A 26,118-nucleotide genomic window follows, 5' to 3' on the forward strand; every position below is an offset into this window, starting at 1 on the left:
CCCGTTCTATACTTCAGACTTGTTGAAGATTTTCTTGAATGCATTAATTGCCTCTACGAATACTTCATCAGCCGGTAAGCCTTTCGTTTCGCGAATTTCCTGGTAAATATGTGGTGCGTTTGAACCCACCCAGCCTAGGAATTCATCTTCAAAGCGTGTAATATCCTGAACCGGAATATCATCTAAGTGACCTTTAGTTAATGCATACAGAATCGTAACTTGCTTATCTACTGTTAATGGTTTGTTCTGGTCTTGTTTTAAAACTTCAACCGTACGTTTACCACGTTCTAATTTCGCTTTCGTTGCTGGGTCTAAGTCAGAACCAAATTGTGCGAATGACTCTAGTTCACGGTAAGAAGCTAAGTCAAGACGTAGTGTCCCCGCTACTTTCTTCATCGCTTTAATTTGTGCTGATCCACCAACACGTGAAACTGAAAGTCCAGCATTGATTGCAGGACGAACACCTGAGAAGAATAAATCTGATTGTAAGAAGATTTGTCCGTCAGTGATTGAGATTACGTTTGTTGGTACGTAGGCTGAGATATCCCCTGCTTGTGTTTCAACGAATGGTAATGCAGTAATAGAACCGCCACCTAAACTATCGTTTAATTTCGCAGCACGCTCTAACAGACGGCTATGTAAGTAGAATACATCCCCTGGATATGCTTCACGACCTGGCGGACGACGTAATAATAAAGATAATTCACGGTAAGCTGCTGCTTGTTTCGTTAAATCATCATATACGATTAATACGTGTTTACCGTTAAACATAAATTCTTCAGCCATTGCTACACCCGCATATGGTGAGATGTATAATAATGGTGCTGGTTGTGATGCAGATGCAGATACAACGATTGTATAATCTAATGCACCATGTGCACGTAATGTTTCAACAGCAGTACGTACTGTAGATTCTTTTTGACCAATTGCAACGTACACACAGATCATATCTTCGTCCTTTTGGTTAAGGATTGTATCGATTGCTACTGTAGTTTTACCTGTTTGACGGTCACCGATAATTAACTCACGTTGACCACGACCGATTGGTACTAATGCATCAATCGCTTTAATACCTGTTTGTAAAGGTTCATCTACTGATTTACGATCCATTACACCAGTTGCTGGTGATTCAATTGGACGTGTTTTTGTTGTGTTAAGTGGTCCGCGACCATCGATTGGTTGACCTAATGGGTTTACAACGCGACCGATTAATTCTTCACCTACAGGTACTTCCATGATACGACCTGTACGTTTAACTTCGTCGCCTTCTTTAATATCTGTGAAAGGTCCTAAAATTACGACCCCTACGTTGTTCTCTTCTAAATTTTGTGCAAGACCTAATACACCGTTATGGAACTCAACAAGTTCTCCAGCCATAACGTTGTTTAAACCATGTACTAATGCGATACCGTCACCGACCTGGATAACTGTACCTACATCCGTTACTGTCATACCAGACTCGTAATTTTCAATCTGTGATTTAAGTAACGCACTGATTTCTTCAGCTTTGATGGCCATTTATGTCACTCCTCTTAAGAAATTATTGTTTGTGAAACGATTTTTCAAGTTGTGTTAGTTCATTTGCAACAGAGCCATCATAAACAGTCGTACCAATTGTTGCACGTATACCACCGATTAGAGTGCTGTTTACTACGTTTTCAATTAATAACTTTTTGTAGCCTGTACGTTTAATGAACGCTTTTCCGATTTTATCAAGCTCTTCACTTGATAATGCATATACTGATTCAACTTTCATGTATTGCTGATTATTAAACTTGTTATAGTGTTCTGTGTAATAATCTGCAATTTCAGGTAATAGTGCAAGCTGCTGCTTATCTGCAAGAATGCTTAATAAGTTTTGTAATGGCTTGTCCACACCTTTAAATGTTGCCTCTACGAATGCATTTCTCTTCTCACTTGATACTTTAGGATCTTCAGCAAATAAAAAGAATGCTTTGCTTCCTGTTACAGCTTTTTTAATTTCACCAAGATCTTGACGTACACTTTCATGTACACCTTGTGCTTGTGCTACTTCAAAAAGACTTTGTGCATATTTATCCTGGACGATAGCCATTATTTATCGCCTGCCTCTTCGATAAACTCTCTTACTAATTGTTTTTGATCTTGTTCATTGATTTCTTTGTTAATCACTTTTTGAGCAATTAGTACTGATAATTCAGCAACACGATCATTGATGTCTGCAATCGCACGTTGTTTTTCGTTTTCAATTTCTACTTGTGCATCGCTAACAATTTTGTTTGCACGCATATTTGCTTCATGAACAATTTCTTCTTGCTGTGTTTTCGCTTGTTTCTTAGCATCTTCCATAATGACAGATACTTCTTGTTGTGTTTTAGCTAATAACGCTTTATTTTCTTCAGCGTAATGCTTAGCTTCTTCGTTTTGACGTTTCGCATTGTCAAGGTCAGCTGTAATCCCTGCTTGACGTTCGTCCATAATGTTCTTTAATGGTCCCCATGCGAATTTGCTTAATAAGAATAGCAATAGTGCAAATAATACTAATGTATATGCCGCTGTTCCCCACTGTACGCCAGTGTGCTCAGCTGCTTGACCTAATAATAAGAAATCCAAGTATAACGCTCCTTTCATCGCACTTTTCATAAATGAATGGCGAAATCAGAACGACTTCGCCTTTAACGAGTTATATTTTATAATTAACGGTTCATTACCATGAATGCTACTACTACTGCGATGATAGGAAGGGCCTCAACTAAACCTACACCGATGAACATGATAGTCATTAATGGACCACGTGCTTCTGGTTGACGTGCTACACCTTCAACTGTACGAGATACGATTAATCCGTTACCAATACCTGCTCCTAATGCTGCTAAACCAATTGCGATTGCTGCTGCTAATAAATTCATTAATAATTTCCTCCTAAAGAAATATGATAGTTTTTTAAATTTTTATATTAATGGTCGTCTGACACTTTATGTGACATATAAACCATTGATAACATTACAAAGATATAGGCTTGAATTGAACCTACAAAAATTGAGAAACCTTGCCAGATAAGAGTTGGAATTGCTGCACCTAGCATGCCAGCTGCTCCAGCTGTACCTAGCGTTGCAAGTAATCCGAGCAATACTTCACCTGCGAAAATGTTACCATAAAGACGCAGACCAAGCGTTAAAGTTGATGAAAATTCTTCGATGATTTTAAATGGCACCATAAACCATACTGGTTGAGCAAAACTCTTTAAGTAATTACCAGTACCGCGCATCTTAACACCATAGAAATGTGTTAATAGCACCATCAGTGTAGAAAGTGTTAATGTAACTGTCGGGTCTGCTGTTGGAGATTTCCACCATAATGTGTGACCATTAATAATTGCAAATGGTAACCCCAGCATATTTGCAACAAAGATAAATAATAACAATGTTACAGCCAGGAAATGAAAACGCCCACCTTTATTCCACGCCATGTTACTGTTGATAATTCCTCTTGTAAAGTCAAAAATCCATTCAATAAAGTTCTGTTTACCGTGAGGTCTTACACTTAAATTTCGTGTAAAGAACATCGCTATTAAAAAAACGATTGCTGCTGTCACCGTAAGCATCAACATCGATGAAAGATCAAATATCATTTCATGACCGAATAAATCAAGACTATAGAGGGGTGATACGTGTCCCATTACTTCACCTCTTCCATATATGTATTATTTTTTCAAACTGTTAACAGAATGTACGATAATCATAACATACGTTAACATCAGGCCGAGTGCGATTCCAAGCAAATTAATGCTTTGCGGAAATCTTACCCAGAAGAGGCATGCCATGACCGCTATTAAAAAGCGAATCCCCATACCACTCGAAACATAGAGCACATCACTATTGATTGCTCGCAATAAATTGTGATGCCAGACAAAACTACTGATTGCCGAAGCAATTGTACCAATGATCAATCCTAATATGAAGCTATTTCTATAGAAAATATAAATAATAGCAAGTAGAATTATCAAGCACAAAAAATACTTTAGATACAAGTTGAAAAATGTCTTAAATTCTGACATATCAGGATAAACTCCTTAGAAAAAGTTTTCACATGAATGAAAACAGTTTCATTCCTAATTTATGATAATATAGGGCAAAATATGTGTCAATGCTATGTGAAAAACTTAAAAATTAAAGTTTCACTAAATGTTCACAAATTAGACACATTTAAGCGTTTAATAAAAAGTCTGATAATTGCAAACGTAATTACTTGCTTCCAACTTTAAATGGCGCAGGTTTTTCTTCTGTCAAGCTGAAATAATATTTAATATGTTCACAAATACGTTGTGAAGTTTCACCATCGCCATAAGGATTGCTCGCTTTAGACATGGATTGATATAATGTCTCATCAGTTAACAAAGATTTTGTTAATTGATAAATATCTTCTTCTTCAACGCCCGCTAACTTTAATGTCCCAGCTTTAACACCTTCAGGACGTTCGGTTGTGTCACGTAGCACAAGCACTGGCTTACCTAACGATGGTGCTTCTTCTTGCACGCCACCCGAATCTGTAAGAATAAAATGACTGCGACTTGCGAAATTATGGAAGTCGATAACATCTAAAGGTTCAATCAATTGAATACGGTCATGATTATTTAAATGTTCTGCAGCAATTTCACGCACTTTTGGATTTTTATGCATCGGGTAGACAACTTCAACATCTTCAAACTCGTCCACGATTCTTCTGATTGCACTAAAGATATTATGCATTGGCTGACCAATATTTTCTCTTCGATGTGCAGTTAATAGAATCACTCTACGCTCACCTGCACTGTCTAAGATATCAGAACGATAATCCGACTTTACCGTCGTCTTTAAAGCGTCAATCGCAGTATTACCTGTGATAACAATTCTATCTTCAGGCTTATTTTCATTACGAAGATTCTGTGCTGCATCATCAGTCGGTGCAAAATGAAGGTCTGCCAATGTGCCTGTCATTTGTCTATTCATTTCTTCTGGGAATGGAGAGTATTTCTGCCAAGTTCTAAGCCCCGCTTCAACATGTCCAATCGCTACTTCATTATAAAAAGCAGCAAGACTTCCAGCAAATGTCGTTGTTGTGTCTCCATGTACAAGAATCATATCAGGGCGCGCTTCTTTGATGACTTCTTCTAATCCTAAGATAACACGGCTTGTCACTTCAGACAGTGTTTGACCTGCCTTCATAATGTTCAAATCATAATCCGGAGTAATTCCAAATATCTCAAGTACTTGATCCAGCATTTCACGATGTTGTGCAGTCACAACAACGATCGGTTCTAATTCTGGATCATTCTTTAAAGCCAATACAAGGGGAGCCATCTTAATTGCTTCTGGTCGTGTACCAAAGATTGTCATTATCTTCTTCATATCAATTCTCCTAATTATTTAGTCCCGAACAATCGATCGCCTGCATCACCCAATCCTGGAACAATGTAGCCATGATCATTGAGTTTTTCATCTAGTCCTGCAATATAAATATCTACATCTGGATGTGCTTTTTGTAATGCTTCTACACCTTCTGGAGCAGCAACGAGACACATAAATCTAATCTTTACAGCACCGCGTTTCTTCAATGAGTTAATTGCTTCTATTGCCGATCCACCTGTTGCAAGCATTGGATCCACTACAATAAAGTCGCGCTCTTCAATGTCTTGTGGCATCTTTGCAAAATATTCTACAGGTTGAAGCGTCTCAGGATCACGATATAGACCAATATGACCGACACGCGCTGCAGGAATCATCTTCAGCACACCTTCAGTCATGCCTAGTCCGGCACGTAATATTGGGACAACTGCAATCTTTTTTCCTGACAGGCGTTTTGCTGTCATCTCAGTAACCGGTGTCTTAATCTGTACGTCATCTAGCTCAAGGTCACGTGTTACTTCGTATGCCATTAACATACCAACTTCATCAACAAGCTCACGAAACTCTTTCGTACCCGTTGACTCCTCTCGAATATAACTTAATTTGTGTTGAATAAGGGGATGATCAAATACATGGACTTTCGCCATACTATACCTCTTTCCTAATAATTATTTATATAATGGATATTTTTCTGTTATTGCACGTACACGCGCCTTTGCATTATGCTTCACTGTTTCATCTTCTGTATGAGCGAGCACATCCGCAATAATCGATGCAATATCTTTCATGTCTTCTTCATTAAATCCACGTGTTGTCACAGCCGGTGTCCCGATTCTAATACCACTTGTAACGAATGGACTTTCTTTATCAAATGGAATCGTATTTTTATTTGTAGTAATGCCGACATCGTCAAGTGCACGCTCTGCGACTTTACCCGTAATGTTACAGCTCGTTACATCTATACTCATCAAGTGATTGTCTGTGCCGCCAGAAACAATGCGTAATCCTTTTTCAGTTAAAGCATCCGCTAATGTCTTCGCATTAAGTACCACTTGCTGTTGATATGCTTTAAAGTCTTCTGTCAACGCTTCACCAAATGCGACAGCTTTGGCTGCGATAACATGCATCAATGGTCCGCCTTGAATTCCAGGAAATATCATCTTATCGATCGCTTTTGCATACTCTTCCTTACAAATGATCATACCACCACGAGGTCCACGTAATGTCTTATGTGTCGTCGTCGTAACAAAGTCTGCATGAGGTACTGGATTCGGATGAAGACCAGCAGCTACAAGCCCTGCGATATGTGCCATGTCGACCATCAGTTTTGCACCGACTTCATCTGCAATCGTTTTAAACGCTTCAAAATCAATAGTTCGTGAATATGCTGATGTGCCTGCAACGATAAGTGCAGGTTTATGTTCTCGTGCAAGTTCGCGAACAACATCATAATCAATTCTTTCTGTTTTCTCATCTACACCATAAGCAACAAAATTATAATCTACACCACTAAAGTTCACTGGCGAACCATGCGTGAGGTGACCTCCATGGCTTAAATTCATTCCTAGAACTGTGTCTCCAGGTTTTAAAGCGACACGGTAAACGGCCATATTAGCCTGCGAACCTGAATGCGGTTGTACATTGACATGTTCCGCTCCAAAGAGCTCTTTAATACGATTGCGTGCTAAATCCTCAACGATATCTACAAACTCACACCCACCATAATAACGGCGATGCGGGTAGCCTTCAGCGTATTTATTTGTCAGAACCGATCCTTGTGCTTCCATCACGGCTTTTGATACAAAATTCTCAGACGCAATTAATTCAATATGATGGTCTTGTCTCTCAAATTCTTTCGTGATTGCTTCAAATACTTGATTATCTTGCTGTTTAATTTCTGACATAATACCCTCCTATTTATATTGAGCGCGTGGCCCACCAATTAATTTCGGACGATGTGTTGCTATCGTGACTACTGCCCCGCCCACTTTTTTCGTTGTGGTTCTTACCGGAATCTGTACATGCTTAATATGCATTCCTATAAGCGTCTGACCAATATCAATACCACAGTCTGCCTGGACATGTTCAACTACGACAGGATCCTTAAAGTGACGATAAGCTGCTGCTGACATACTGCCCCCTGCTTGTTTTGCAGGAACAACCGTAACTTCATTTAGCTGATAGTTGAGCATAACTTCTCGTTCCATCGTTAATGCTCGGTTAATATGTTCACATCCTTGAAAACAAAAATCCACACCCGTTCTATTATGAACATCATCAAATATTTCAATAAACTGTGCAGCAACTTCATCAGAACTATGTGTTCCGATTTTTTCACCGATGACCTCAGATGTAGAACAGCCGATTACACATAATTGGCCCTCTTTAAAGAAATCTTTTGCTTCTAGCTCTGTCATCAACTGTTTAAGACTATTCATTGCAAGACTCCAGCGCTGCTAATTTATCAATCCTCTTCTGGTGGCGACCCCCTTCAAATTCAGCGTCCAGCCATGTCTGAACAATTAACAGCATTAGTCCTTCGCCTATCACACGTTGTCCCATTGCTAATATATTAGAGTTGTTATGCTCACGCGTCACTTGCGCTGTAAATACATCGTGCACTAATGCACAGCGAATACCTGGCACTTTATTCGCTGCGATGCTCATTCCAATACCTGTGCCACAAATCAAGATTCCACGGTCACATTCTCCATTCACTACACTCTTAGCAACTGGCTTAGCATAATCAGGATAATCAACAGATGTTTCATCTGGTGGGCCAAAATCAACATATTCAATATTTTGGGACTGTAATAATTCAATGATTTTCTCTTTATACTGAAATCCACCATGATCACTTGCGATTGCAATTTTCAAATAAACAACCTCCCTTAAATCTATATCACTCTATATTATACCGTATTTCATGTATGAGTAAATCAATTATCGGTCGAGCTTTCGAAGCATTTCACGAATATAATAGGAGAGTTCGTTATAAGTATCTAAATACACTGAGAAATCCCCTCCGTAAGGGTCTGATATATCTCCCTTCTCATCCATCGCATACTCTTTTAAAGTATATACATTACTTCCTGGATACATTAACTTAATTTGCATTTTATGACTATTTGTCATCGTCAATATTAAATCCTTTTCACTATCTATAGCATCGAACTGATGACTCTCTGTTACAGGCACCAAGTTTTCCTGCTCAATGATTGATGCTGCATGCTTTGAAATAGGCTGTCCTTCTTGTGCATACAGCCCAGCTGAAGAAAATAAATGGTTAGAATTAAGTGATTTTGCGATACTTTCTGCCATTGGACTACGACAAGTATTCCCTGTACAAACGAATACGATTTCCATATGCCACCTACTTTCTTGTAACTGCTTTATTGATACGATTCATTAACGCATCACTACCATTATAAGACGTAAAGTCAGTAATATATATCTTTTCAATTTCCTCTATATCATCTGCACTGCGCAGCGCATCATATAAATCATACATTGCACCCCCACTATCTTCAAACGTAGCACCAAGTTTAAAGAACCATCCACCATTCACTTTATCCTTTTCACTTAGTGGTGCAATAATCGCTTCATTTGCAGCCAGTTCCAAACTTTCAAATCGCTCCACTAATTCTAATGGGCTGTTCGGCGCATAATGTCGATATTTCATACCTGGAGCAATTGGTTTGTCTCCCTCAATACGTTCATCGCTCATACATCCAGGCACCACCATTTCCAGGTCATTGTGTGTAATCGCTCCTGGCCTTGCAATTCTAAATGGATACTGACTACAATCAACAACCGTGCTTTCTATTCCGACCTCTACTTGTTCGCTTTGAACAATGCCAAATATCTTCCCTTCCATATCATGAATCACGTGTTCTGCTTTTGTAGGTGACGGTTTGCCGCTCGTATTAGCGGAGGGTGCAGCGAGCAACAAATCAGTCATCTCGATGAGTTGATGCGCAACCTTATGTGCAGGCATACGTACTGCCACCGTATTTAGTCCCGCAGTAACACTTTCCGCAAGGATACCTTGTTTTACTGGAACGATAAATGATATAGGCCCTGGCCAGAAATAATCCATCAACTTATAAGCCGCCGCATGAATATCATGAGTAAACCATTCAAGCTGTGACAGATGATGAATATGTACAATTAACGGATTATCTTGTGGTCTGCCTTTCGCTTTGAATATCGCTGCTACTGCCTCTCTATTTGTAGCATCAGCTGCTAAACCATATACTGTTTCAGTGGGAATTGCGATTGTTTCTCCTGCTTTGAAACCTGTAATGATTTCCTGTACGTGTGGATATGTGGACAAATCTTCCACATAGTTACACACATCCCAAACATTTGTTCTCACTTCGTTCACTCCTTTATTTAAAGGTCTTTCATGTAAAAATAAAAAGTTATGCACAAAATGTGGATAACTTTTTAGAATTGTGCATAACTTATTAACACCATTTAAACCATAGCACTCGATCATTACCATTAATATCTTTATGTATATTGACGTGTAAATGACTAAAATGTTCGTGAATATAATGTGTGAGTGCATCCGCCTGACGGTGCCCGATTTCAAACGCAATAAAGGCACCTTGATTCATAACTTCCGGGAGACTTTGAATCATACGTTTATAAAGTACAAGCCCTGCATCTTCTGCAAATAGCGCAAGTTCAGGATCAAAGAGCGCGGTCAAGTTCATCTCTGTCACTTCATCTCTACTAATATAAGGGGGATTGGATAGCAGTGCATCTAGCTTTATCCCTCTTTCAATAATAGGTTGAAGTAGATCACCTTCAAAACATGTCACTCGTGCATCTAAGAGCGCAATATTATGCAGCGCTACTTGCAACGCTTTCCGACTAATATCTGAAGCATACATCGTACATCCACTTTCTAGTTGAACCGTTGCTGCAATCGCACCACTTCCAGTTCCTATATCTGCAACAACGTCTGATTGAGATACATGCGCTAAAGCAAGCGCTACAAGCTCTTCTGTTTCAGGTCTAGGAACGAGTACGCGTTCATCCACCATAAATTTGCGGTCATAAAACATCTGAAAACCAGTAATATGAGCAAGCGGCTCATGCCGAACAAGCCGCGCAATCCCCTCTTTATATTGCGCACATTCTTCATCACTCAACTGACGTTCACCTAGCATAATATCTGTTCTCGAGAGAGCAAACAGATCCATCATTAGAAAAGTCGCTCCAATAGCTGGCTCTTGTGCATTAATAAGCGCTACTTCTCCTTCTTTAATAAGATTTCTTAAATTAGAGTACGCCATCATTTAATGCTTCTAACTTAGACGTTTGTTCTGCAATTGTTAATGCATCGATGATTTCTCCTAATTTACCCTCAACAATTTGATCTAATTTTTGAATCGTCAAACCGATACGATGATCAGTTACACGATTTTGAGGATAGTTATATGTTCTAATACGTTCAGAGCGATCACCTGTTCCTACCGCTGATTTACGTTGTTCAGAATACTTCGCTTGTTCTTCTTGTAATTTCGCATCAAATACACGTGTTTTAAGTAATTTCAATGCTTTTTCACGGTTTTTAATTTGAGATTTCTCAGAAGATGTCGCCACAATCCCTGTTGGAATATGCGTAATACGTACTGCTGAGTCAGTCGTATTTACGTGCTGACCGCCAGAACCTGATGAACGGTACGTTTCAATACGTAAATCTTCTTGACGAATCTCAATTTCCACATCTTCTACTTCAGGTAATACAGCAACCGTTGCTGTAGACGTATGTATTCGTCCACCACTTTCAGTTGTTGGAATACGTTGTACACGGTGTGCTCCATTTTCGAATTTCAACTTACTGTATACACCTTTACCGATGATTGTGAAACTGATTTCTTTAAACCCACCATGATCAGCTTCATTCGTTTCCATCACTTCAATCTTCCAGCCCTGTTCTTCTGAAAATCTTGAATACATACGGAATAAGTCTCCAGCAAAGATATTTGCTTCATCCCCACCAGCTGCACCACGAATCTCCATAACCACGTTTTTGTCATCCATCGGGTCTTTAGGGATTAATAATAGTTTCATCCTTTCTTCTAGTTCAGGAATTTGAGGTTTTAACGTATTGATTTCCTCTTTAATCATTTCTTGCTCATCAGCATCACTGGCTTCACCCATCATTTCTAATGCTTCTTCAAGTTGCTGTTTTACTTCTTTGTATCCTCTATACACTTCAACCGTTTCCTGAAGGTCAGCCTGTTCTTTTGAGTATTCTCTTAATTTATCGGTATCACTTACGATATCTGGATCACTTAATAATTCATTTAATTGTTCGTAACGCTGTTCTACAATTTCTAACTGATCAAACATAACATTCTCCTTTAAATTTTATTTAGGTACAACATGATGTTCCCTACATCTTGGTTCATAACTTTCCTTTGCACCAACAAGTATAATCGGATCATCGAACTTGGCGGGCACACCATCTATTAATCGCTGCGTACGGGAGCTAGGTGCTCCACATACACTGCAAACAGCCTGAAGTTTCGTCACATGTTCGCTAACCGCCATGAGTTCTGGCACCGGCTCAAACGGAACACCCCTAAAGTCCATATCTAGTCCGGCAACAATCACTCTATATCCTTCTTCTGCAAGCTGTGTTGCAACACCTACGATATCATTATCAAAGAACTGCACTTCATCTATCGCTATAATATCATGCGTCTCTTTTACATGTTCTAATATTTCTGATGAATGATGCACATTTACAGCTTCTACTTTATTGCCGTTGTGTGATACAACTTCCAGTTCACTATATCTATCGTCTATAGACGGTTTAAATACAATCACTTTTTGTTTTGCGAAAAGTCCACGTCGCACGCGGCGAATTAACTCTTCACTTTTCCCACTAAACATACTTCCTGTAACACATTCTATCCAACCTGAATGGTAATGCTCATACATTTAAATGCCACCTTTATAAACAATAATCGATTAATTATATCATAAATTGTTTATAAAAAATAAAAAATCCCACAACCAAAACTGGCCATGGGATCATTTGAATTATTGGTTGCTTGATTTGAATCCGAACTTTTTGTTGAAACGTTCCACACGACCATCCGCAGATGCGAATTTTTGACGTCCTGTGTAGAATGGGTGTGAATCAGATGAGATATCTAAACGGATAACTGGATATTCGTTTCCATCTTCCCATGTCATTGTTTCACTTGAAGTACGTGTAGACCCACTTAAGAATTTAAAATCTGTAGTAGAATCTAAGAAAATTACTTTGTGATAATCAGGATGAATTCCTTGTTTCATTATTTTTCAGCTCCTTTGCCCTGAACCATCCGGAACAGAGTTTATTCGTGAATAATTTTCACGTCAATACTTACATATTATATATGGATTGTGTGTAGAATGCAACTATAAATTTATATGATCGGCTTACCTGTCTTCGCACTTTCAACCATACGTTCTCCCAATTGCTTAAAGAAATCTTCATTAGATTCACTTTGTTTTAGGCGTCTTAAGAAACGTTCGGTGAAGTCCGGACTCTCAGTAAACAAATTACGGAGTTGCCATATCATATCAAGCTCATTTTTATCGAGTAACAACTCTTCCTTACGTGTTGAACTGCGTCGAATATCAATCGCTGGATATACACGTTTTTCAGCTAGCTTTCTATCAAGCATCAACTCCATGTTACCAGTTCCTTTAAATTCTTCATAGATCATATCATCCATGCGGCTCCCTGTTTCTACAAGCGCTGTTGATAATATTGTCAAACTTCCCCCAGCTTCGATATTACGCGCCGCGCCGAAGAATGCTTTTGGTTTATGAAGGCTCGCAGGATCAAGACCACCTGACAACGTTCTACCGCTCGGTGGGATAACAAGGTTGTACGCACGCGCAAGACGCGTTATAGAGTCCATAAGAATAATAACATTTTCACCAATCTCAACAAGGCGCTTTGCACGTTCAAGGAGTAACTCAGCAACTTTCACGTGATGTTCAGGAGGCTCGTCAAACGTTGAGTGCACTACTTCGGCAGCTTCAACTGAACGTTCGAGGTCTGTAACTTCTTCAGGACGTTCCCCAATTAATAGTATAAAAAGTTTTGCATCTGGATGGTTAACTGAAATAGCATTCGCAATTTCTTTAAGTAGCGATGTCTTACCTGCTTTAGGTGGCGCTACAATCATTCCACGCTGGCCGAACCCAATAGGTGTAACTAAGTCCATTATACGCGTAGAATAAGCCGTTTTCGTTGTCTCCAGGCGAATGCGCTCATCGGGATAGAGTGGTGTTAACGCCTGGAAATGCGGACGTTTCTTAACCTCTTCAGCGTTTTGGTCATTAACAAAGTCTACCTGCAGCAAACCATAATACTTCTCATTTTCCTTAGGTCTACGCACTTTTCCAGTAACTTTATCCCCTTTTTTTATTTCAAAACGACGAATCTGACTTGCGCTGATATAAATATCCTTTTCACCCTTAGAATAATTGACGGTTCTTAAGAAACCATATCCGTCAGGCTGAATATCATCAAGAATACCTTCCATATAATAATTACCGTCTTTTTCCATCTGTTTTTCCATAATGGCAAGCACGAGTTCCTTTTTATTAAGTTTACTGTAATTTACAAGACCTAATTCTTTTGCACGTTGTGTTAGAGCTTTCGTTGTCTGATTTTTGTAGAGTTCATGAAAAGATTCATATTGCGGACTTGTTCTAATTTTTTCTGGCATAATGACACCCATTTCTATTAAAAATTGTTTTATATATTTATAAGAATTTATTTAGCGGAATTGAAGGAGTTTATAGGGGCAAACAAATTAATTTTAACACGATTTCTGTTTATCACAAAGAAATATTACTTATTGTTATATAACAACTCATATACAGTAAGGAATGTAAAAACCCGAATATCACAGAAAACGAAAAACTTCTCCTGCAATATTCGGGCTTTACTTGACTTCTGTCATTCTATTATATTCTATCGCTATCTTTAATTACTAATCCCGGTTTCTTCTCTAAGCTGTGTCGTCCTTGAATAAAGCGGACCGTTCCTGATTTCGCACGCATAACAAGTGAGTATGTTTCAGCAAACCCACCTTTAAATTGTACTCCCTTCATCAGTTCACCGTCCGTCACAGCAGTTGCTGCAAAGATTGCATCGTCACCTTTAACCATATCATCAAGCTTCAGTACAGTATTCGGTTCGATACCCATCGTACGACAACGCGCTTCTTGTTCTTCGTCTTCCGGTAATAATATTCCTTGGAAATCCCCGCCTAACGCTTTAATCCCTACAGCAGCGATAACACCTTCTGGCGCACCACCAGAACCGAACAATACATCCACACCTGTAAAGTCAAATGCTGTATTGATTGCGCCAGCTACATCACCGTGTTCGATTAATTTAATACGCGCACCAGCTTCACGAATTTCTTTAATAATATCTTCATGACGCTTACGATTCAATAATGTCGCTGTAACTTCTGAGACATCTTTGCCTTTAGCTTTTGCTACCGCCTGTAAGTTTTCTGTTACTGATTTAGAGATATCAACAACACCTTTACACTCGGGTCCAACCGCAATCTTCTCCATATACATATCAGGAGCATGCAGTAATGTACCACGATCACCTACAGCAAGTACCGTCATCGCATTCCAGCTACCTTCAGCTACTAAAGTAGTACCTTCTAAAGGATCTACCGCAATATCAATCGCCGGCCCTTCTTTTGTTCCTAGCTCTTCACCGATGTAAAGCATCGGCGCTTCATCCATTTCACCTTCCCCGATTACTACAACTCCGTCCATCGGAATTGTATCAAATACTTCTCGCATTGCCGTTGTTGCTGCATCATCCGCTTCATTCTTAAGGCCCTTACCTACCCATTTCGCACTCTTCAAAGCTGCCGCTTCAGTTACTCTGACTAATTCCATCGATAAACTACGTTCCATCATCATTCTCCTATCACCAATAATTTTCTTAATTAGTATAACATAATTCGTCATTTTACATACTATTAGTTTGTAATTATATACAGGTGATAAGTCCAACAAAAAAAGCGAGGCTTAAGCTTCGCCTTTTTTCGGAATTTCTAATTCCAGATGTTCCTGCGCCCAGGATTCTATAGGATGCATTGCTTCAGACAACGAGATACCTTTGTCAGTTAAAACGTATTTAATAGATAAAGGCGTTGTTGAAATGACTTTCTTCTCTACAAGGCCCCACTCAGATAGTTCTGTAAGTTTCAAACTCAACGCTCTCGGTGTAATGGTTTTTAAATCACGTTTAATATCCGAGAAATGTGCTGCATTATTCTCAGAACGCGATAAATAATTGATTAATAATCCATTCCAACTTCTGCCGAGGATTTTAAACGTCTCTTCTAAATATGGACAAACTTCCATAATATCACCTCTTTATCTCTCGATTATAACACGATATAAAAAATATATCTAGTATAAAAAGTACAATTTTATACCAAGGTATATTTTTTATATCAATAATGTACAATAAAGACGGTCAGCTGACCGTCTTAATCTTCAATAGATTCTCTCCAGATATCCGCGCCTAATTTTTTCAGTTTTTCTACAATACCACTATAGCCTCTATCAATATGGCGAACATTATATACTGTAGTTACACCATCAGCATATAAGCCTGCGATTACAAGGCATGCGCCAGCACGTAAATCACTCGCTGCAACCTCAGCTCCAGAAAGTTTTGATTTTTGTACAGCGGCTGTCCCGTCAGATTCTTTAATATTGCCATTCATTCTCATTAATTCTTCAACATGTTTAAAGCGTGCTGGATATATCGTATCAGTAACAATACTTTGACCATCCGCTCTAAATAATAACGGCGTAAATGGCTGCTGTAGATCCGTAGCAAATCCAGGATACACATTTGTAGTAATCGTTACCGGTTTGTACGTATCTGGTTTCTTAATACGCGCGGAATCTTCACCAATTTCTACGGTAATGCCCATCTCCCTCAACTTAGCAGTTAAAGGCTCCATATGTAGTGGAATGATATTTTCTACAAGTACATCCTCACCCATCATAGCAGCTGCACACATATATGTACCTGCTTCTATTCTATCCGGGATGATCGTATGTGTTGTACCATTAAGCGCTTCAACACCTTCAATTTTCAATGTATCCGTTCCCGCGCCACGAATTTTAGCACCCATATTATTAAGGAGCGTCGCAACATCTACAATTTCAGGCTCTTTTGCAGCATTTTCAATCACTGTTTTACCCTTTGCCATTGAAGCTGCTAGCATAATATTTATTGTAGCACCTACCGATACTACATCCATGAAAATTTTAGCACCCTTCAACTCGTCAGCTTCAAGATACATGCCACCTGCTTGATTCGTAATCTTAGCACCTAGCGCTTCAAATCCTTTAATATGCTGGTCAATAGGACGTGGCCCTAAAGGACATCCACCTGGCAGTCCAATGATGCACTTCTTAAATTTCCCTAACATTGCACCCATCATATAATAAGACGCACGTAAAGACTGTACTTTATGGTTCGGTAAAGGCATATTAATCGCTTCTGAAGGATCAATCGTTAAAGTATCTCCATCTAAATCCGTCTTTATATTTAGATCTTCTAGTAAGCTCATCAATGTAACAACATCTGAAATTTCAGGTAATCCTTCTAATTTCACAATATCATTCGCCATTAATGTAGCTGGAATAAGTGCAACTGCACTATTTTTTGCACCACTTATCTGAACAGAGCCATTTAACGGTTTACCGCCTCTGATTTTAATTACTTCCTGTGACATATTCGGGACTCCTTTAATTGTAATCACAAATTATTTATCTTTAACTTATTTCAATATTTTATATTATTATAAACTAATTTAACATTTCTATGCAAAGCAAAGCCATAGAAATTTAATATAAGATAGATTACAAAGTAAAGTCAAGAAAAAGAGCACTCCGAAATTTCAGAGTGCTCTTTCTATCAACATATATAACTATGCTTTATTAGAAGTTCCAAATTCTTTAATTTTACCAATCACAGTTGCTTTAATTGCTTCACGTGCTGGCCCTAAATATTTACGAGGGTCATATACATCTGGGTCATTGTTTAATGTATCACGAACTGCTTTCGCTGAAGCAATTTGGTTTTCAGTATTTACGTTAATCTTAGCAGTTCCTAACGAAATTGAACGCTCGATATCTTTCGTTGGGATACCAGTACCACCGTGTAATACTAATGGTAAACCAGTAGCATTACCTATTTCTTCCATTTCTTTAAATCCTAAATTCGGTTCACCTTTGTAAGGTCCGTGAACTGAACCTAATGCAGGAGCTAGGCAATCAATACCAGTTTTCTCAACTAATTCCTGACATTCTTTAGCATCAGCATATACAACACCATCAGATACGACGTCGTCTTCCTGACCACCAACACGACCTAATTCTGCTTCAACAGATACACCTTTAGAATGTGCGTATTCTACAACTTTCTTAGTGATTTCAACGTTCTCTTCGAAAGAATGGTGAGAAGCATCGATCATTACTGAAGTGAATCCAGCATCGATTGCTGCTTTACAGTTTTCAAAGCTTGAACCGTGGTCTAAGTGAATTGCCACAGGAACTGTAATCTTCATATCTTCCAGTAAACCTTCAACCATCTTAACTACCGTATAGAAACCACCCATGTATTTTGCTGCACCTTCAGATACACCTAAGATAACTGGTGCGTTCTCTTCTTGTGAAGCCCCTAGAATTGCTTGAGTGAACTCAAGGTTGTTAAGGTTGTATTGACCAACTGCATAACCACCTTCTTTAGCTTTAATTAACATTTCTTTCATTGAAACTAATGGCATGGATAATATCCTCCTTGTGTGCGTTAGGCACTAATTTTATAGATTTAGTATAGCACTATCGTCCTGTGTTTGCATTTATAAAGGTGGCTACTTTGTGTATTTTCGCACAATATTCATAACTTCTTCAATAGTAAACGGTTTCATCAGTATTCCTGATGCGCCACGACTTTTAAGTCCTTTAATTTGTTCGTTTGTCTGGAAGGCAGAGATTAAGTAGATTGGTCTATCAGTATATTTTCTCATTTCTCTCAATGTTTCTTCCCCCGACATTACAGGCATCCGTCGATCTAAAAATATAATGTCATAATCGTTAACTATCACCATTTCAAGTCCCTTTTTACCATGCTCTGCTTCATCAGCTTCTATACCTTGAATAGACAATATTTCTTTAAATAACAATCGAATATTTATTTCGTCATCTACTATGAGTATTTTCATCGGTTATCTCCCAGTATGTTATGATATAGTCAATCATTTCTTGAAAGTAGGTTTAATATGTTCAAAATATTTAATACACAACTCAATGGTATCTTTAAAAAAATAGAAGCGCAAGAAGTAGAAATTGATATTGCAGCACGACTGCTTGCACAAGCTGTTGTCGGTCAGGGAAAAATATATGTTAAAGGATTTGGCGATCTTAAACATTTCGAAGACTTTGCTGTAGAAAGCAAAGAAAGATTATTTGACTCAGAAAAATTTATTACTGAATCGCTAATCGATCATACGGACCGCATTTTAGTGATGAGCGACACGTACGATGAAGATTGTCATGAATTTATTACGATGCTGAAGGAAAAAGATATCGATTTCGTTCTTGTATGTAATAAAGATGAACGTATAGATGTGATGAACTTTATCGATTTAAGTACTCCACGTGCCCTCGTACCAACCGAAAACTTCAGTCGAATTATTACGCCTCATATGATGGCGATGAACTTTATATACTACGGCATTTATAATGTCATGTATGAAATGTTAGTTGAAGAAGAGGAAGCATAGCATAAACGCCCGAACAGTTGTCTGTTCGGGCGTTTCAAATTTGTATTTACCAGCTTCTATTCGGACGCTATCACACCATTTAGAATCTTGTTCAAGACTTATCGCTCACATGATAACCTCTTAACGGTATCATGGGAGCAGTCTCTCAAGCAAAATCCAACGGGCACCTGAAACAAGATGCGTTTCTTTGGTGCCCATTCGGGATTTTGTTCAAGACTTATCGCTCACATGATAACCTCTCTATTGAATCGCAGCTTCAATGAATCCTTTGAATAATTTCTGAGGTTTCATTGGACGAGATAAAAATTCCGGGTGGAATTGACATGCCACGAACCATTTATGGTCAGGAATTTCAACGATTTCCACTAAACGTCCATCCGGAGATAAACCTGAGAACACTAATCCTTTTTCTTCTAATCGCTCACGGAATTCATTGTTAAACTCATAACGATGACGGTGGCGTTCATCAACATGCGTTGTACCATAAGCAGCATGTGCTCTTGTTCCTTCTTTTAGTTCACATGGATATAAGCCTAATCTTAATGTTCCACCTAAATCAACAACATCTTTCTGATCAGGCAATAATGCAATAACTGGATAAGGCGTGTTTGGATCAAGTTCTGATGAATGTGCGTCTTTTAAGCCAACAACATTACGTGCAAACTCAACTGTTGCTAACTGCATCCCTAAACAAATACCTAAGAATGGCACGTTGTTTTCACGTGCGTATTGCGTCGCAAGAATTTTACCTTCAATACCACGTTCACCAAATCCACCCGGTACTAATATACCATCAGCATCTTGTAAACGTTCTTTATAGTTTGTTACATCTAAATCTTCTGAGTTAATCCAATCGATTTCGATGTCTTTTCCAAATTCATATCCCGCATGTTTTAATGCCTCAGCAACTGAAAGATATGCATCCTGAAGCGCCACGTATTTACCTACTAATGCAATTTTAACTTTGCCTTCTAGGTTACGCACAGTGTCCAAAAGTTTATTCCATTCTGTAAGATCTGCTTCTCCACTTGCTTCAAGTCCTAGACGCTCGATTACAAGATCATCCATATGCTGTGCTTGTAATGCTACAGGAATTTGATATAGCGTATCTGCGTCGCGACATTCAATTACTGATTTTTTATCAATGTCACAGAATAACGCAATTTTATCACGTAAATCTTCCATCATTTCATATTCTGTACGCACAACAATCATATCTGGCTGAATTCCTAATCCACGAAGTTCTTTTACACTATGTTGAGTTGGTTTTGTTTTCATTTCACCAGCTGCTTTAATGTACGGCAGTAAAGTACAGTGAATGTACATTACATTCTCACGACCTAAGTCACTTTTAATCTGTCTGATAGACTCGATAAATGGTAATGACTCAATATCTCCTGTTGTACCACCAATTTCAGTAATGACAACATCAGCTTTCGTAGATTCCCCCGCAAGCAGTAAACGTGACTTAATTTCATTTGTAATATGAGGGATAACCTGAACAGTACCACCTAAATAATCTCCACGACGTTCTTTCTTTAATACATGAGAATACACACGTCCTGCAGTTACGTTAGAATACTGATTTAAATTGATATCGATAAAACGCTCGTAATGCCCTAAATCAAGGTCAGTCTCAGCTCCATCATCTGTTACGAATACTTCTCCATGCTGATAAGGACTCATCGTACCTGGATCAACATTTAAATATGGATCAAATTTCTGAATCGTGACTTTAAGTCCTCTATTCTTTAATAAACGACCTAAACTTGCTGCCGTAATCCCTTTACCTAATGATGAAACAACGCCACCTGTTACAAATATAAATTTTGTCATGTTTACCTCCTGGAAATTAAAATAATAAAAAACGCTCCCATGCACAGTAAGTACATTGGGAGCGTATAGTTTATACGTTCGTCCTTAAATTAAGGAGCCCAAGTAAAATAATAATCATTTTTAAGAAGATTGTCAACTATGATTATTCTTCCTCGTCTTCAAATTCGTCTTCTTCTTCTTCGAATTCTTCATCCGGTTCAACAACAAGACCTGCCTCATCTAATTCATCTTCCACTTCTTCATCTTCAGTGTCAACATTTTCCTCGTCACCATCAGTCGGTAATAGATCAAGTTCATCTTCCACTTCATCCTCACCTAATAAGGCGATCTTCGGTGAATCTTCGTCTTCTTCATCTAAAATATCAAACTTCTGAACAGTTGGTGCAATCTTTTCTTCAATATCGTCCACTGAATACCAGTCACGCAGACCCCACATATATTCACCAGTAGATAAGAATCTACCATCTGTGTTTAAGTCTGTATAGAATTGTACGACACGCGTTTCTACTGCTTCATCAGAATAATTCCCGATGGCTTTAAACTCATCGATTAATTCGTATAAGTTTACTTCTTTACCTTTTTCGCTTAAAGCCATGTAAGCTAAGTCGATAAAAGAATTTTCGTCCATCATTTCTTTAGTATATTCAGAGATTTTCATTATATTCGTCCTTTCAGAACTCTAAAGTGTTTATACTACATCATAACAAATTACTTCCAAAAAGCGCAATAATTATTCAAAATTTCTCTATTAATATTTAATTAACTTCGTTAATACTTGTGTATTTGCTGTATCCATCGCTACAAAGTTATTACTTAAATAAAGCGCGGCATCATCACCTGACACATCGATCTCAATTTTATCTACTGCTTCAAAATTACGACGAAGGAAAGTAGCGATTTGTCTCAATACATTTTGTTTAATAACGTCTGCATCTTGCTGTATATTAAACGATACGAGGTGAGCTGTAGTATCTTCAATTGTATATTCAATTTCTCCAACAAACTGACCATCTCTTTCAAGGCGAATAACCTCTTCGTCTTTAATGAGTCGTAGCTTCGAAACATAATCGGCACCTAAATCTAGATAATAGAGACGCTCTTTTCCGATTGGCCCTTCAGGATTCGTCGCTAAATGAAGAAAACCGGCACGTTCATATAGATTCCATGCAGCCTGATTCTCTGCATCAACTACTAGGAAGAGTTGATCGAAATCCGGAAATACACTTTGTACAAATTCAGGAATATTCATCATAATTTCAGTGCCATAGCCATGACCTTGCAACTTATTGTTGATTGATAAGCTACGGACATATACTGCATTAATCGGCGTATCATATCCTTCATGTTGATAATGCTGATGCAACACAAAGAACCCTACAACCTCTTCGTCACGATTAAGCACAACACACGGTCTACGATCCGGATCCATCAACCCTTCATCTAATACCTCTTTCGGTAAAGAAGAATAAATCATTTGACGCTCTGTTAATTCGAACTGGTCTAATGCCTCACGATAGTCTTCTCTATACTGTACAATTTTAATTTTAGAACCTAAGAATTCCATTATCTCTTTGCCTCCGTACATTGCAATTTATTTTGTTAAATATATTTTACCCATTTTTTAAATATTAGAACATGAAAGTTTATTTTTTGACTGCTAAGCATCACCTTATATGATAAGATAAAATAAAAAATGTGAGGTTTATGATGAAAATAGGAATCGATGCAGGTGGTACCTTAATCAAAATTGCTATCCTTGAAAACGATACATTTACATATAAAAAAGAACAATCTACAGACATTGAACGCGTTGCAGCATGGCTTAACACTATGCCAGATGCACAAGTAGCTCTAACAGGCGGAAAAGCCACTTATTTAAATAGTCTTATTTCACATGATGCATTTCAATCAATTGAGTTTGATGCGACATTTAAAGGGATTCAATCCTTTTTAGATGAAAATAATATGTATCTCGATAAATTTGTATTCAGCAATGTAGGCACAGGAACTTCCATCCACTTTGTTGATGAGAATAAACAAATTCGTGCAGGCGGAACAGGTGCAGGTGGAGGTATGATGATGGGACTTTCATACTTACTGACTGGGAAAGAAGATTTTGCAGATATCGTTACAACAGCTAGAGCTGGTAATCGCGATATTATCGATCTTAAAGTAAAACATATTTATAAAGGTGATAAAACACCCATTCCAGGCGAGCTTACAGCCGCTAACTTCGGGAACGTACTTCACAACAAAGACACCGAAAGCTTTACAGATGCAGATAAGATTGCTTCTGTCCTCGGAATCGTTGGAGAAACAGTGACGACAGTATCTATCCATGCAGCTAGAGAATTTGGAGCAGAATATGTTGTTTACATCGGTTCTAGTTTTCTGGACAACAAATTATTGCAGGATATCGTCGTAAATTATACTAAATTACGTAACTTCAAACCTTACTTTATCGAAAACGGAGAATATTCAGGTGCTGTGGGCACACTTAGGTTGATGGATGAAAAATAACGTAAAGGCTTAGCCTTTACGTTATTTTTTAAGCACCTTTATTAAACTTACAAGCATCGGCAGCAATGTCGCACTAATTACCGATGCTGCAAATATACTACTTTTTCTAGTCTTCATGAACTTCACCTTTTAAACGTTGTTCAAATTGTTTTGCTTTTTGATCGATGAATGCTTCGTCATCACCATACCATATACAAATAAAGCGTGACGGGAAAGCATTTTTATCTCTATAATCTCCATCATAATATGCTAATGGGAATAAGTTACCACTCTTTACTTCGTTTAAAATTGTTTCATAGAATGCTGCATTATCACCATCAGAGTAATAGGCAAGGAACTTTTTATAGTCCCCTTTTAGTACATCATCCAGTAACAATAATGAACTTGATCCATTTTGTCTGAAGTTTAAATCAATTGCAAACAGATTATCATCTTTATCTACTAATATATCAAATCCTGCAATCCCTTTATAGCCCGCATCGACACCATTCTTCATAATCTTTCTACCGGCTTCAATTACAGATACAGGTACATTCCTATCTGTTGTATTACCTCTGTATTTACCGTATTTTTCTACCATCTGAAGCGATGCACCCAAAAATGTGATGCCCTTCTCTTCGCTATACGCATATTGTACGCAGTAATTTTTAATAGGTTCAACAAATTGTTCGATAATCAACTGCTCGGTACCACTTGCCGCCTGCACGCGTTTTATCGAACTTTCCACATCATCTTCTGTATAACATAGCATCACACCATATCCACCTGCTGTCGGATGTTCGTCACCCGGCTTAACAACAAAAGGAAGCGTCCATTCACGTACACGTGTTTGGAAATCATCAATTTTTACAATTTCGCGTTTTGGAAGATACTCTCCACCCGTCCATTTATGGATGAGTGATTTGTTGTTTAAATCTAAAAATATGTCTCGTGGTACAACATAATCATCATTGTCCACAATATCAGTCTCGTGCGCATATTGGAAGAATATCTTTCCTGTCTCGGCATATTCTTTTAAAGCCTTTTCATACTCTTCACGTGTTTCATACGTGATATATGTTTTGGGCATCGCTACTCCCGCTGCGCCAAATAATTCACATGTCTTCTCAGTTACCGTTGCTTTATGAACAATAACAGGCATCTCTGCAATGATTAATTCTCTGGCACTTAATAAATTCGACTGATGTTCTTCAGGCTGTAGCCACGGATTAAAACCATAGCTTGGTCGTGATGTGTAAAGCACATTATCACCATACAGATCACGCATCGTAAGTGAAATATTTAATTTATTGGTGGTCATAGACTTTCCCCTTCAACACTGTATGTAAATTTTTTATCGCTTTTAATTCATCCGGATTATCAATGAGTTCTAATGCCATCGTCGCCATTATTTTAGCACCTTGAATCAGTGCATGATCTCCATGTGCACTACCAGCAGCATCTTTAAATTCAACAGTATGCCCTACTAGGCTTGAAGGCCCAATTTTTATATGCGGATGAATTGTTGGGATAACATGACTCACATTCCCTGTATCTGTTGATCCAAAACCAAAATCATCATGTAATATTACCTCATTGTGCTTTTTAGCATGACGTTCAAATAGATCATCTAACAAATCATTTCGAATAAATTCATTTACTCCATTTTGAATGTGATTCAGCTTATACTCTGCACCCGCAGTAAGTGCAGCACCTTCAGCAACACGTTCAACTTTGCCGGTTAACACATCTAGTTCCTTGCGACTCATTGCGCGCGTGTAGAATCTTGCCTTTGTGTAATCCGGGATAATATTCGCGCTCTTGCCGCCATCCAATATTACACCATGTACTTTATCAGATTTTCGAATATGCTGACGAAGCTGCGCAATCCCGTTAAAGAAACTGATCATTGCGTCCAGTGCGTTAATCCCATTATGAGCATTCTCAGAAGCATGTGCGGTCTTACCGAAGAACTCGACTTCAAATACATCTACAGCAAGTGTAGGCACCGTACGATATGACTCGTGTCCTGGATGTATCATCAAAGCAACATCGCACTCAGAGAATAATCCAGCTTTAACATACGACGCCTTTGCACTACCATTCACACCACCCTCTTCAGCTGGTGTACCAAATACTTTAATCGTACCACCGTGCGTTTCAACATATTCTTTAATGCTCACGCCTGCAAGCACACTTGATGTTCCGATAATATTATGTCCGCATGCATGACCAAGTCCAGGCAGAGCATCGTATTCCGCTAAGAATGCAATCGTCGGTCCTTCATGTTCACTTTCAAATGTCGCAATGAATCCTGTCTCGTGGCCTGCGATATCACGCTCAATTGTGAATCCTTCGTTATATAAAGTCTTGATGAGTAAACTAGACGCAAAATACTCTTCGTTTCCAAGTTCCGGGCGTTCGTGAATCTGGTGGCTTATTTTAATAAATTCCTCTTTATTATATTCAATATAGTTAAGTACATTTTGTTCATTCATCGTCATTACCCCTTAATTAAATTCAATTAAGTCCACTTAATAAAAAAGACACCC

30 protein-coding genes are annotated in these 26,118 nt (G+C 38.4%); 2 read left to right on the forward strand and 28 right to left on the reverse strand.

The window, feature by feature from the left end:
- Positions 1-6: 6 nt before the first annotated feature.
- The 23 genes from atpA to QNJ52_RS07155 all read right to left on the reverse strand — a co-directional run bounded on the left by atpA (position 7) and on the right by QNJ52_RS07155 (position 18,670).
- On the reverse strand, positions 7-1,518 hold the full coding sequence (atpA, locus tag QNJ52_RS07045; RefSeq protein ID WP_219493174.1) for a F0F1 ATP synthase subunit alpha: 1,512 nt from the start codon (positions 1,516-1,518) through the stop codon (positions 7-9).
- 22 nt (positions 1,519-1,540) lie between these two features.
- Complete coding sequence (gene atpH / locus QNJ52_RS07050; protein WP_219493176.1) at positions 1,541-2,074, reverse strand: ATP synthase F1 subunit delta; 534 nt, start codon at positions 2,072-2,074, stop codon at positions 1,541-1,543.
- Positions 2,074-2,610 (reverse strand): F0F1 ATP synthase subunit B, encoded by a 537-nt coding sequence (locus QNJ52_RS07055; RefSeq protein WP_219493178.1) that lies wholly within the window; start codon positions 2,608-2,610, stop codon positions 2,074-2,076. Before QNJ52_RS07055 ends, atpH begins: the two co-directional genes overlap by 1 nt.
- Positions 2,611-2,675: 65 nt before the next feature.
- Positions 2,676-2,888, reverse strand: a complete 213-nt coding sequence (atpE, locus tag QNJ52_RS07060) for a F0F1 ATP synthase subunit C (RefSeq protein ID WP_041636195.1) — start codon at positions 2,886-2,888, stop codon at positions 2,676-2,678.
- Positions 2,889-2,935: 47 nt separating this feature from the next.
- Complete coding sequence (gene atpB / locus QNJ52_RS07065; protein WP_219493179.1) at positions 2,936-3,658, reverse strand: F0F1 ATP synthase subunit A; 723 nt, start codon at positions 3,656-3,658, stop codon at positions 2,936-2,938.
- Positions 3,659-3,682: 24 nt separating this feature from the next.
- Positions 3,683-4,036 (reverse strand): ATP synthase subunit I, encoded by a 354-nt coding sequence (locus QNJ52_RS07070; protein ID WP_219493181.1) that lies wholly within the window; start codon positions 4,034-4,036, stop codon positions 3,683-3,685.
- Between the two features lie 187 nt (positions 4,037-4,223).
- A complete protein-coding gene (gene wecB / locus QNJ52_RS07075; RefSeq protein ID WP_283722188.1) occupies positions 4,224-5,366 on the reverse strand; it encodes a non-hydrolyzing UDP-N-acetylglucosamine 2-epimerase in 1,143 nt (380 codons plus the stop codon).
- Between the two features lie 14 nt (positions 5,367-5,380).
- On the reverse strand, positions 5,381-6,010 hold the full coding sequence (gene upp, locus QNJ52_RS07080; RefSeq protein WP_015912264.1) for a uracil phosphoribosyltransferase: 630 nt from the start codon (positions 6,008-6,010) through the stop codon (positions 5,381-5,383).
- Positions 6,011-6,031: 21 nt separating this feature from the next.
- Complete coding sequence (locus QNJ52_RS07085; RefSeq protein WP_283722189.1) at positions 6,032-7,267, reverse strand: serine hydroxymethyltransferase; 1,236 nt, start codon at positions 7,265-7,267, stop codon at positions 6,032-6,034.
- A gap of 9 nt (positions 7,268-7,276) precedes the next feature.
- Positions 7,277-7,801, reverse strand: coding sequence for a TIGR01440 family protein (locus QNJ52_RS07090; protein WP_219493190.1), 525 nt, complete (start codon positions 7,799-7,801; stop codon positions 7,277-7,279).
- Positions 7,794-8,240, reverse strand: coding sequence for a ribose 5-phosphate isomerase B (gene rpiB / locus QNJ52_RS07095; protein ID WP_283722190.1), 447 nt, complete (start codon positions 8,238-8,240; stop codon positions 7,794-7,796). The genes QNJ52_RS07090 and rpiB overlap by 8 nt, the downstream gene beginning before the upstream one ends.
- A gap of 66 nt (positions 8,241-8,306) precedes the next feature.
- Entirely contained in the window at positions 8,307-8,729 is a 423-nt protein-coding gene (locus QNJ52_RS07100; protein ID WP_219493193.1) for a low molecular weight protein arginine phosphatase, read from the reverse strand.
- 7 nt (positions 8,730-8,736) lie between these two features.
- Entirely contained in the window at positions 8,737-9,741 is a 1,005-nt protein-coding gene (locus tag QNJ52_RS07105; protein WP_219493195.1) for an L-threonylcarbamoyladenylate synthase, read from the reverse strand.
- A 91-nt stretch (positions 9,742-9,832) separates the two neighbouring features.
- Positions 9,833-10,672, reverse strand: a complete 840-nt coding sequence (gene prmC, locus QNJ52_RS07110) for a peptide chain release factor N(5)-glutamine methyltransferase (protein ID WP_283722191.1) — start codon at positions 10,670-10,672, stop codon at positions 9,833-9,835.
- Entirely contained in the window at positions 10,656-11,732 is a 1,077-nt protein-coding gene (gene prfA, locus QNJ52_RS07115; protein WP_283722192.1) for a peptide chain release factor 1, read from the reverse strand. The genes prmC and prfA overlap by 17 nt, the downstream gene beginning before the upstream one ends.
- An 18-nt stretch (positions 11,733-11,750) precedes the next feature.
- Positions 11,751-12,326: a thymidine kinase gene (locus QNJ52_RS07120; protein WP_099482257.1), complete on the reverse strand. Its 576-nt coding sequence runs from the start codon at positions 12,324-12,326 to the stop codon at positions 11,751-11,753.
- Positions 12,327-12,428: 102 nt separating this feature from the next.
- Positions 12,429-12,686, reverse strand: coding sequence for a type B 50S ribosomal protein L31 (locus QNJ52_RS07125; protein ID WP_086039247.1), 258 nt, complete (start codon positions 12,684-12,686; stop codon positions 12,429-12,431).
- A 113-nt stretch (positions 12,687-12,799) separates the two neighbouring features.
- On the reverse strand, positions 12,800-14,116 hold the full coding sequence (rho, locus tag QNJ52_RS07130) for a transcription termination factor Rho (protein ID WP_219493200.1): 1,317 nt from the start codon (positions 14,114-14,116) through the stop codon (positions 12,800-12,802).
- A gap of 241 nt (positions 14,117-14,357) precedes the next feature.
- Positions 14,358-15,335: a class II fructose-bisphosphatase gene (gene glpX, locus QNJ52_RS07135; protein WP_283722193.1), complete on the reverse strand. Its 978-nt coding sequence runs from the start codon at positions 15,333-15,335 to the stop codon at positions 14,358-14,360.
- 114 nt (positions 15,336-15,449) lie between these two features.
- Complete coding sequence (locus QNJ52_RS07140; RefSeq protein ID WP_219493203.1) at positions 15,450-15,788, reverse strand: winged helix-turn-helix transcriptional regulator; 339 nt, start codon at positions 15,786-15,788, stop codon at positions 15,450-15,452.
- Between the two features lie 128 nt (positions 15,789-15,916).
- Entirely contained in the window at positions 15,917-17,179 is a 1,263-nt protein-coding gene (locus QNJ52_RS07145; RefSeq protein ID WP_219493204.1) for a UDP-N-acetylglucosamine 1-carboxyvinyltransferase, read from the reverse strand.
- Positions 17,180-17,374: 195 nt separating this feature from the next.
- The gene (gene fdaB / locus QNJ52_RS07150) at positions 17,375-18,232 is read right to left on the reverse strand and encodes a class IIb fructose-bisphosphate aldolase FdaB (protein WP_283722194.1); all 858 of its coding nucleotides are present in this window, start codon (positions 18,230-18,232) and stop codon (positions 17,375-17,377) included.
- 87 nt (positions 18,233-18,319) lie between these two features.
- On the reverse strand, positions 18,320-18,670 hold the full coding sequence (locus tag QNJ52_RS07155; protein ID WP_283722195.1) for a response regulator: 351 nt from the start codon (positions 18,668-18,670) through the stop codon (positions 18,320-18,322).
- A 57-nt stretch (positions 18,671-18,727) separates the two neighbouring features.
- Here QNJ52_RS07155 and QNJ52_RS07160 point away from each other — a divergent pair, with 57 nt between their 5' ends.
- The gene (locus QNJ52_RS07160) at positions 18,728-19,231 is read left to right on the forward strand and encodes a DUF2529 domain-containing protein (RefSeq protein ID WP_283722196.1); all 504 of its coding nucleotides are present in this window, start codon (positions 18,728-18,730) and stop codon (positions 19,229-19,231) included.
- Positions 19,232-19,471: 240 nt separating this feature from the next.
- On the opposite strand, the gene QNJ52_RS07165 is transcribed toward QNJ52_RS07160, so the two are convergent.
- The 3 genes from QNJ52_RS07165 to QNJ52_RS07175 all read right to left on the reverse strand — a co-directional run bounded on the left by QNJ52_RS07165 (position 19,472) and on the right by QNJ52_RS07175 (position 22,631).
- A complete protein-coding gene (locus tag QNJ52_RS07165) occupies positions 19,472-21,067 on the reverse strand; it encodes a CTP synthase (RefSeq protein ID WP_283722197.1) in 1,596 nt (531 codons plus the stop codon).
- Between the two features lie 142 nt (positions 21,068-21,209).
- Positions 21,210-21,725 (reverse strand): DNA-directed RNA polymerase subunit delta, encoded by a 516-nt coding sequence (gene rpoE / locus QNJ52_RS07170; protein ID WP_219493209.1) that lies wholly within the window; start codon positions 21,723-21,725, stop codon positions 21,210-21,212.
- A 90-nt stretch (positions 21,726-21,815) separates the two neighbouring features.
- A complete protein-coding gene (locus tag QNJ52_RS07175) occupies positions 21,816-22,631 on the reverse strand; it encodes a GNAT family N-acetyltransferase (protein ID WP_283722198.1) in 816 nt (271 codons plus the stop codon).
- Between the two features lie 143 nt (positions 22,632-22,774).
- Between QNJ52_RS07175 and coaW the strand changes: the two genes are divergently transcribed.
- On the forward strand, positions 22,775-23,587 hold the full coding sequence (coaW, locus tag QNJ52_RS07180; RefSeq protein WP_120785886.1) for a type II pantothenate kinase: 813 nt from the start codon (positions 22,775-22,777) through the stop codon (positions 23,585-23,587).
- Positions 23,588-23,693: 106 nt separating this feature from the next.
- Here the strand turns inward: coaW and ldmS are convergent, their stop codons facing one another.
- Both ldmS and QNJ52_RS07190 read right to left on the reverse strand, forming a co-directional pair.
- Entirely contained in the window at positions 23,694-24,887 is a 1,194-nt protein-coding gene (gene ldmS, locus QNJ52_RS07185; protein WP_283722199.1) for an L-aspartate--L-methionine ligase LdmS, read from the reverse strand.
- The gene (locus QNJ52_RS07190) at positions 24,874-26,070 is read right to left on the reverse strand and encodes a M20 family metallopeptidase (RefSeq protein ID WP_120785884.1); all 1,197 of its coding nucleotides are present in this window, start codon (positions 26,068-26,070) and stop codon (positions 24,874-24,876) included. Before QNJ52_RS07190 ends, ldmS begins: the two co-directional genes overlap by 14 nt.
- Positions 26,071-26,118: the final 48 nt, after the last annotated feature.

The sequence above is a fragment of the Macrococcus sp. S115 genome (genome assembly GCF_030067655.1).
GTDB classification, from domain to species: Bacteria; Bacillota; Bacilli; order Staphylococcales; family Staphylococcaceae; genus Macrococcoides; species Macrococcoides psychrotolerans.

Excerpts from the sequence above, each read along its gene's own strand:
- QNJ52_RS07175 (WP_283722198.1), bottom strand. The coding sequence starts at position 22,631 with ATGGAATTCTTAGGTTCTAAAATTAAAATTGTACAGTATAGAGAAGAC.
- QNJ52_RS07160 (WP_283722196.1), top strand. The coding sequence starts at position 18,728 with ATGTTCAAAATATTTAATACACAACTCAATGGTATCTTTAAAAAAATA.
- QNJ52_RS07145 (WP_219493204.1), bottom strand. The coding sequence starts at position 17,179 with ATGTCACAGGAAGTAATTAAAATCAGAGGCGGTAAACCGTTAAATGGC.
- QNJ52_RS07140 (WP_219493203.1), bottom strand. The coding sequence starts at position 15,788 with ATGGAAGTTTGTCCATATTTAGAAGAGACGTTTAAAATCCTCGGCAGA.
- QNJ52_RS07090 (WP_219493190.1), bottom strand. The coding sequence starts at position 7,801 with ATGAATAGTCTTAAACAGTTGATGACAGAGCTAGAAGCAAAAGATTTC.
- atpE (WP_041636195.1), bottom strand. The coding sequence starts at position 2,888 with ATGAATTTATTAGCAGCAGCAATCGCAATTGGTTTAGCAGCATTAGGA.
- coaW (WP_120785886.1), top strand. The coding sequence starts at position 22,775 with ATGAAAATAGGAATCGATGCAGGTGGTACCTTAATCAAAATTGCTATC.
- fdaB (WP_283722194.1), bottom strand. The coding sequence starts at position 18,232 with ATGCCATTAGTTTCAATGAAAGAAATGTTAATTAAAGCTAAAGAAGGT.
- QNJ52_RS07085 (WP_283722189.1), bottom strand. The coding sequence starts at position 7,267 with ATGTCAGAAATTAAACAGCAAGATAATCAAGTATTTGAAGCAATCACG.
- QNJ52_RS07055 (WP_219493178.1), bottom strand. The coding sequence starts at position 2,610 with ATGAAAGGAGCGTTATACTTGGATTTCTTATTATTAGGTCAAGCAGCT.
- ldmS (WP_283722199.1), bottom strand. The coding sequence starts at position 24,887 with ATGACCACCAATAAATTAAATATTTCACTTACGATGCGTGATCTGTAT.
- atpB (WP_219493179.1), bottom strand. The coding sequence starts at position 3,658 with ATGGGACACGTATCACCCCTCTATAGTCTTGATTTATTCGGTCATGAA.
- rho (WP_219493200.1), bottom strand. The coding sequence starts at position 14,116 with ATGCCAGAAAAAATTAGAACAAGTCCGCAATATGAATCTTTTCATGAA.
- QNJ52_RS07070 (WP_219493181.1), bottom strand. The coding sequence starts at position 4,036 with ATGTCAGAATTTAAGACATTTTTCAACTTGTATCTAAAGTATTTTTTG.
- upp (WP_015912264.1), bottom strand. The coding sequence starts at position 6,010 with ATGGCGAAAGTCCATGTATTTGATCATCCCCTTATTCAACACAAATTA.
- QNJ52_RS07165 (WP_283722197.1), bottom strand. The coding sequence starts at position 21,067 with ATGACAAAATTTATATTTGTAACAGGTGGCGTTGTTTCATCATTAGGT.
- QNJ52_RS07155 (WP_283722195.1), bottom strand. The coding sequence starts at position 18,670 with ATGAAAATACTCATAGTAGATGACGAAATAAATATTCGATTGTTATTT.
- QNJ52_RS07125 (WP_086039247.1), bottom strand. The coding sequence starts at position 12,686 with ATGAAACAAGGAATTCATCCTGATTATCACAAAGTAATTTTCTTAGAT.
- atpH (WP_219493176.1), bottom strand. The coding sequence starts at position 2,074 with ATGGCTATCGTCCAGGATAAATATGCACAAAGTCTTTTTGAAGTAGCA.
- prmC (WP_283722191.1), bottom strand. The coding sequence starts at position 10,672 with ATGATGGCGTACTCTAATTTAAGAAATCTTATTAAAGAAGGAGAAGTA.
- atpA (WP_219493174.1), bottom strand. The coding sequence starts at position 1,518 with ATGGCCATCAAAGCTGAAGAAATCAGTGCGTTACTTAAATCACAGATT.
- rpoE (WP_219493209.1), bottom strand. The coding sequence starts at position 21,725 with ATGAAAATCTCTGAATATACTAAAGAAATGATGGACGAAAATTCTTTT.
- QNJ52_RS07120 (WP_099482257.1), bottom strand. The coding sequence starts at position 12,326 with ATGTATGAGCATTACCATTCAGGTTGGATAGAATGTGTTACAGGAAGT.
- prfA (WP_283722192.1), bottom strand. The coding sequence starts at position 11,732 with ATGTTTGATCAGTTAGAAATTGTAGAACAGCGTTACGAACAATTAAAT.
- QNJ52_RS07100 (WP_219493193.1), bottom strand. The coding sequence starts at position 8,729 with ATGGAAATCGTATTCGTTTGTACAGGGAATACTTGTCGTAGTCCAATG.
- glpX (WP_283722193.1), bottom strand. The coding sequence starts at position 15,335 with ATGGAACGTAGTTTATCGATGGAATTAGTCAGAGTAACTGAAGCGGCA.
- QNJ52_RS07190 (WP_120785884.1), bottom strand. The coding sequence starts at position 26,070 with ATGACGATGAATGAACAAAATGTACTTAACTATATTGAATATAATAAA.
- wecB (WP_283722188.1), bottom strand. The coding sequence starts at position 5,366 with ATGAAGAAGATAATGACAATCTTTGGTACACGACCAGAAGCAATTAAG.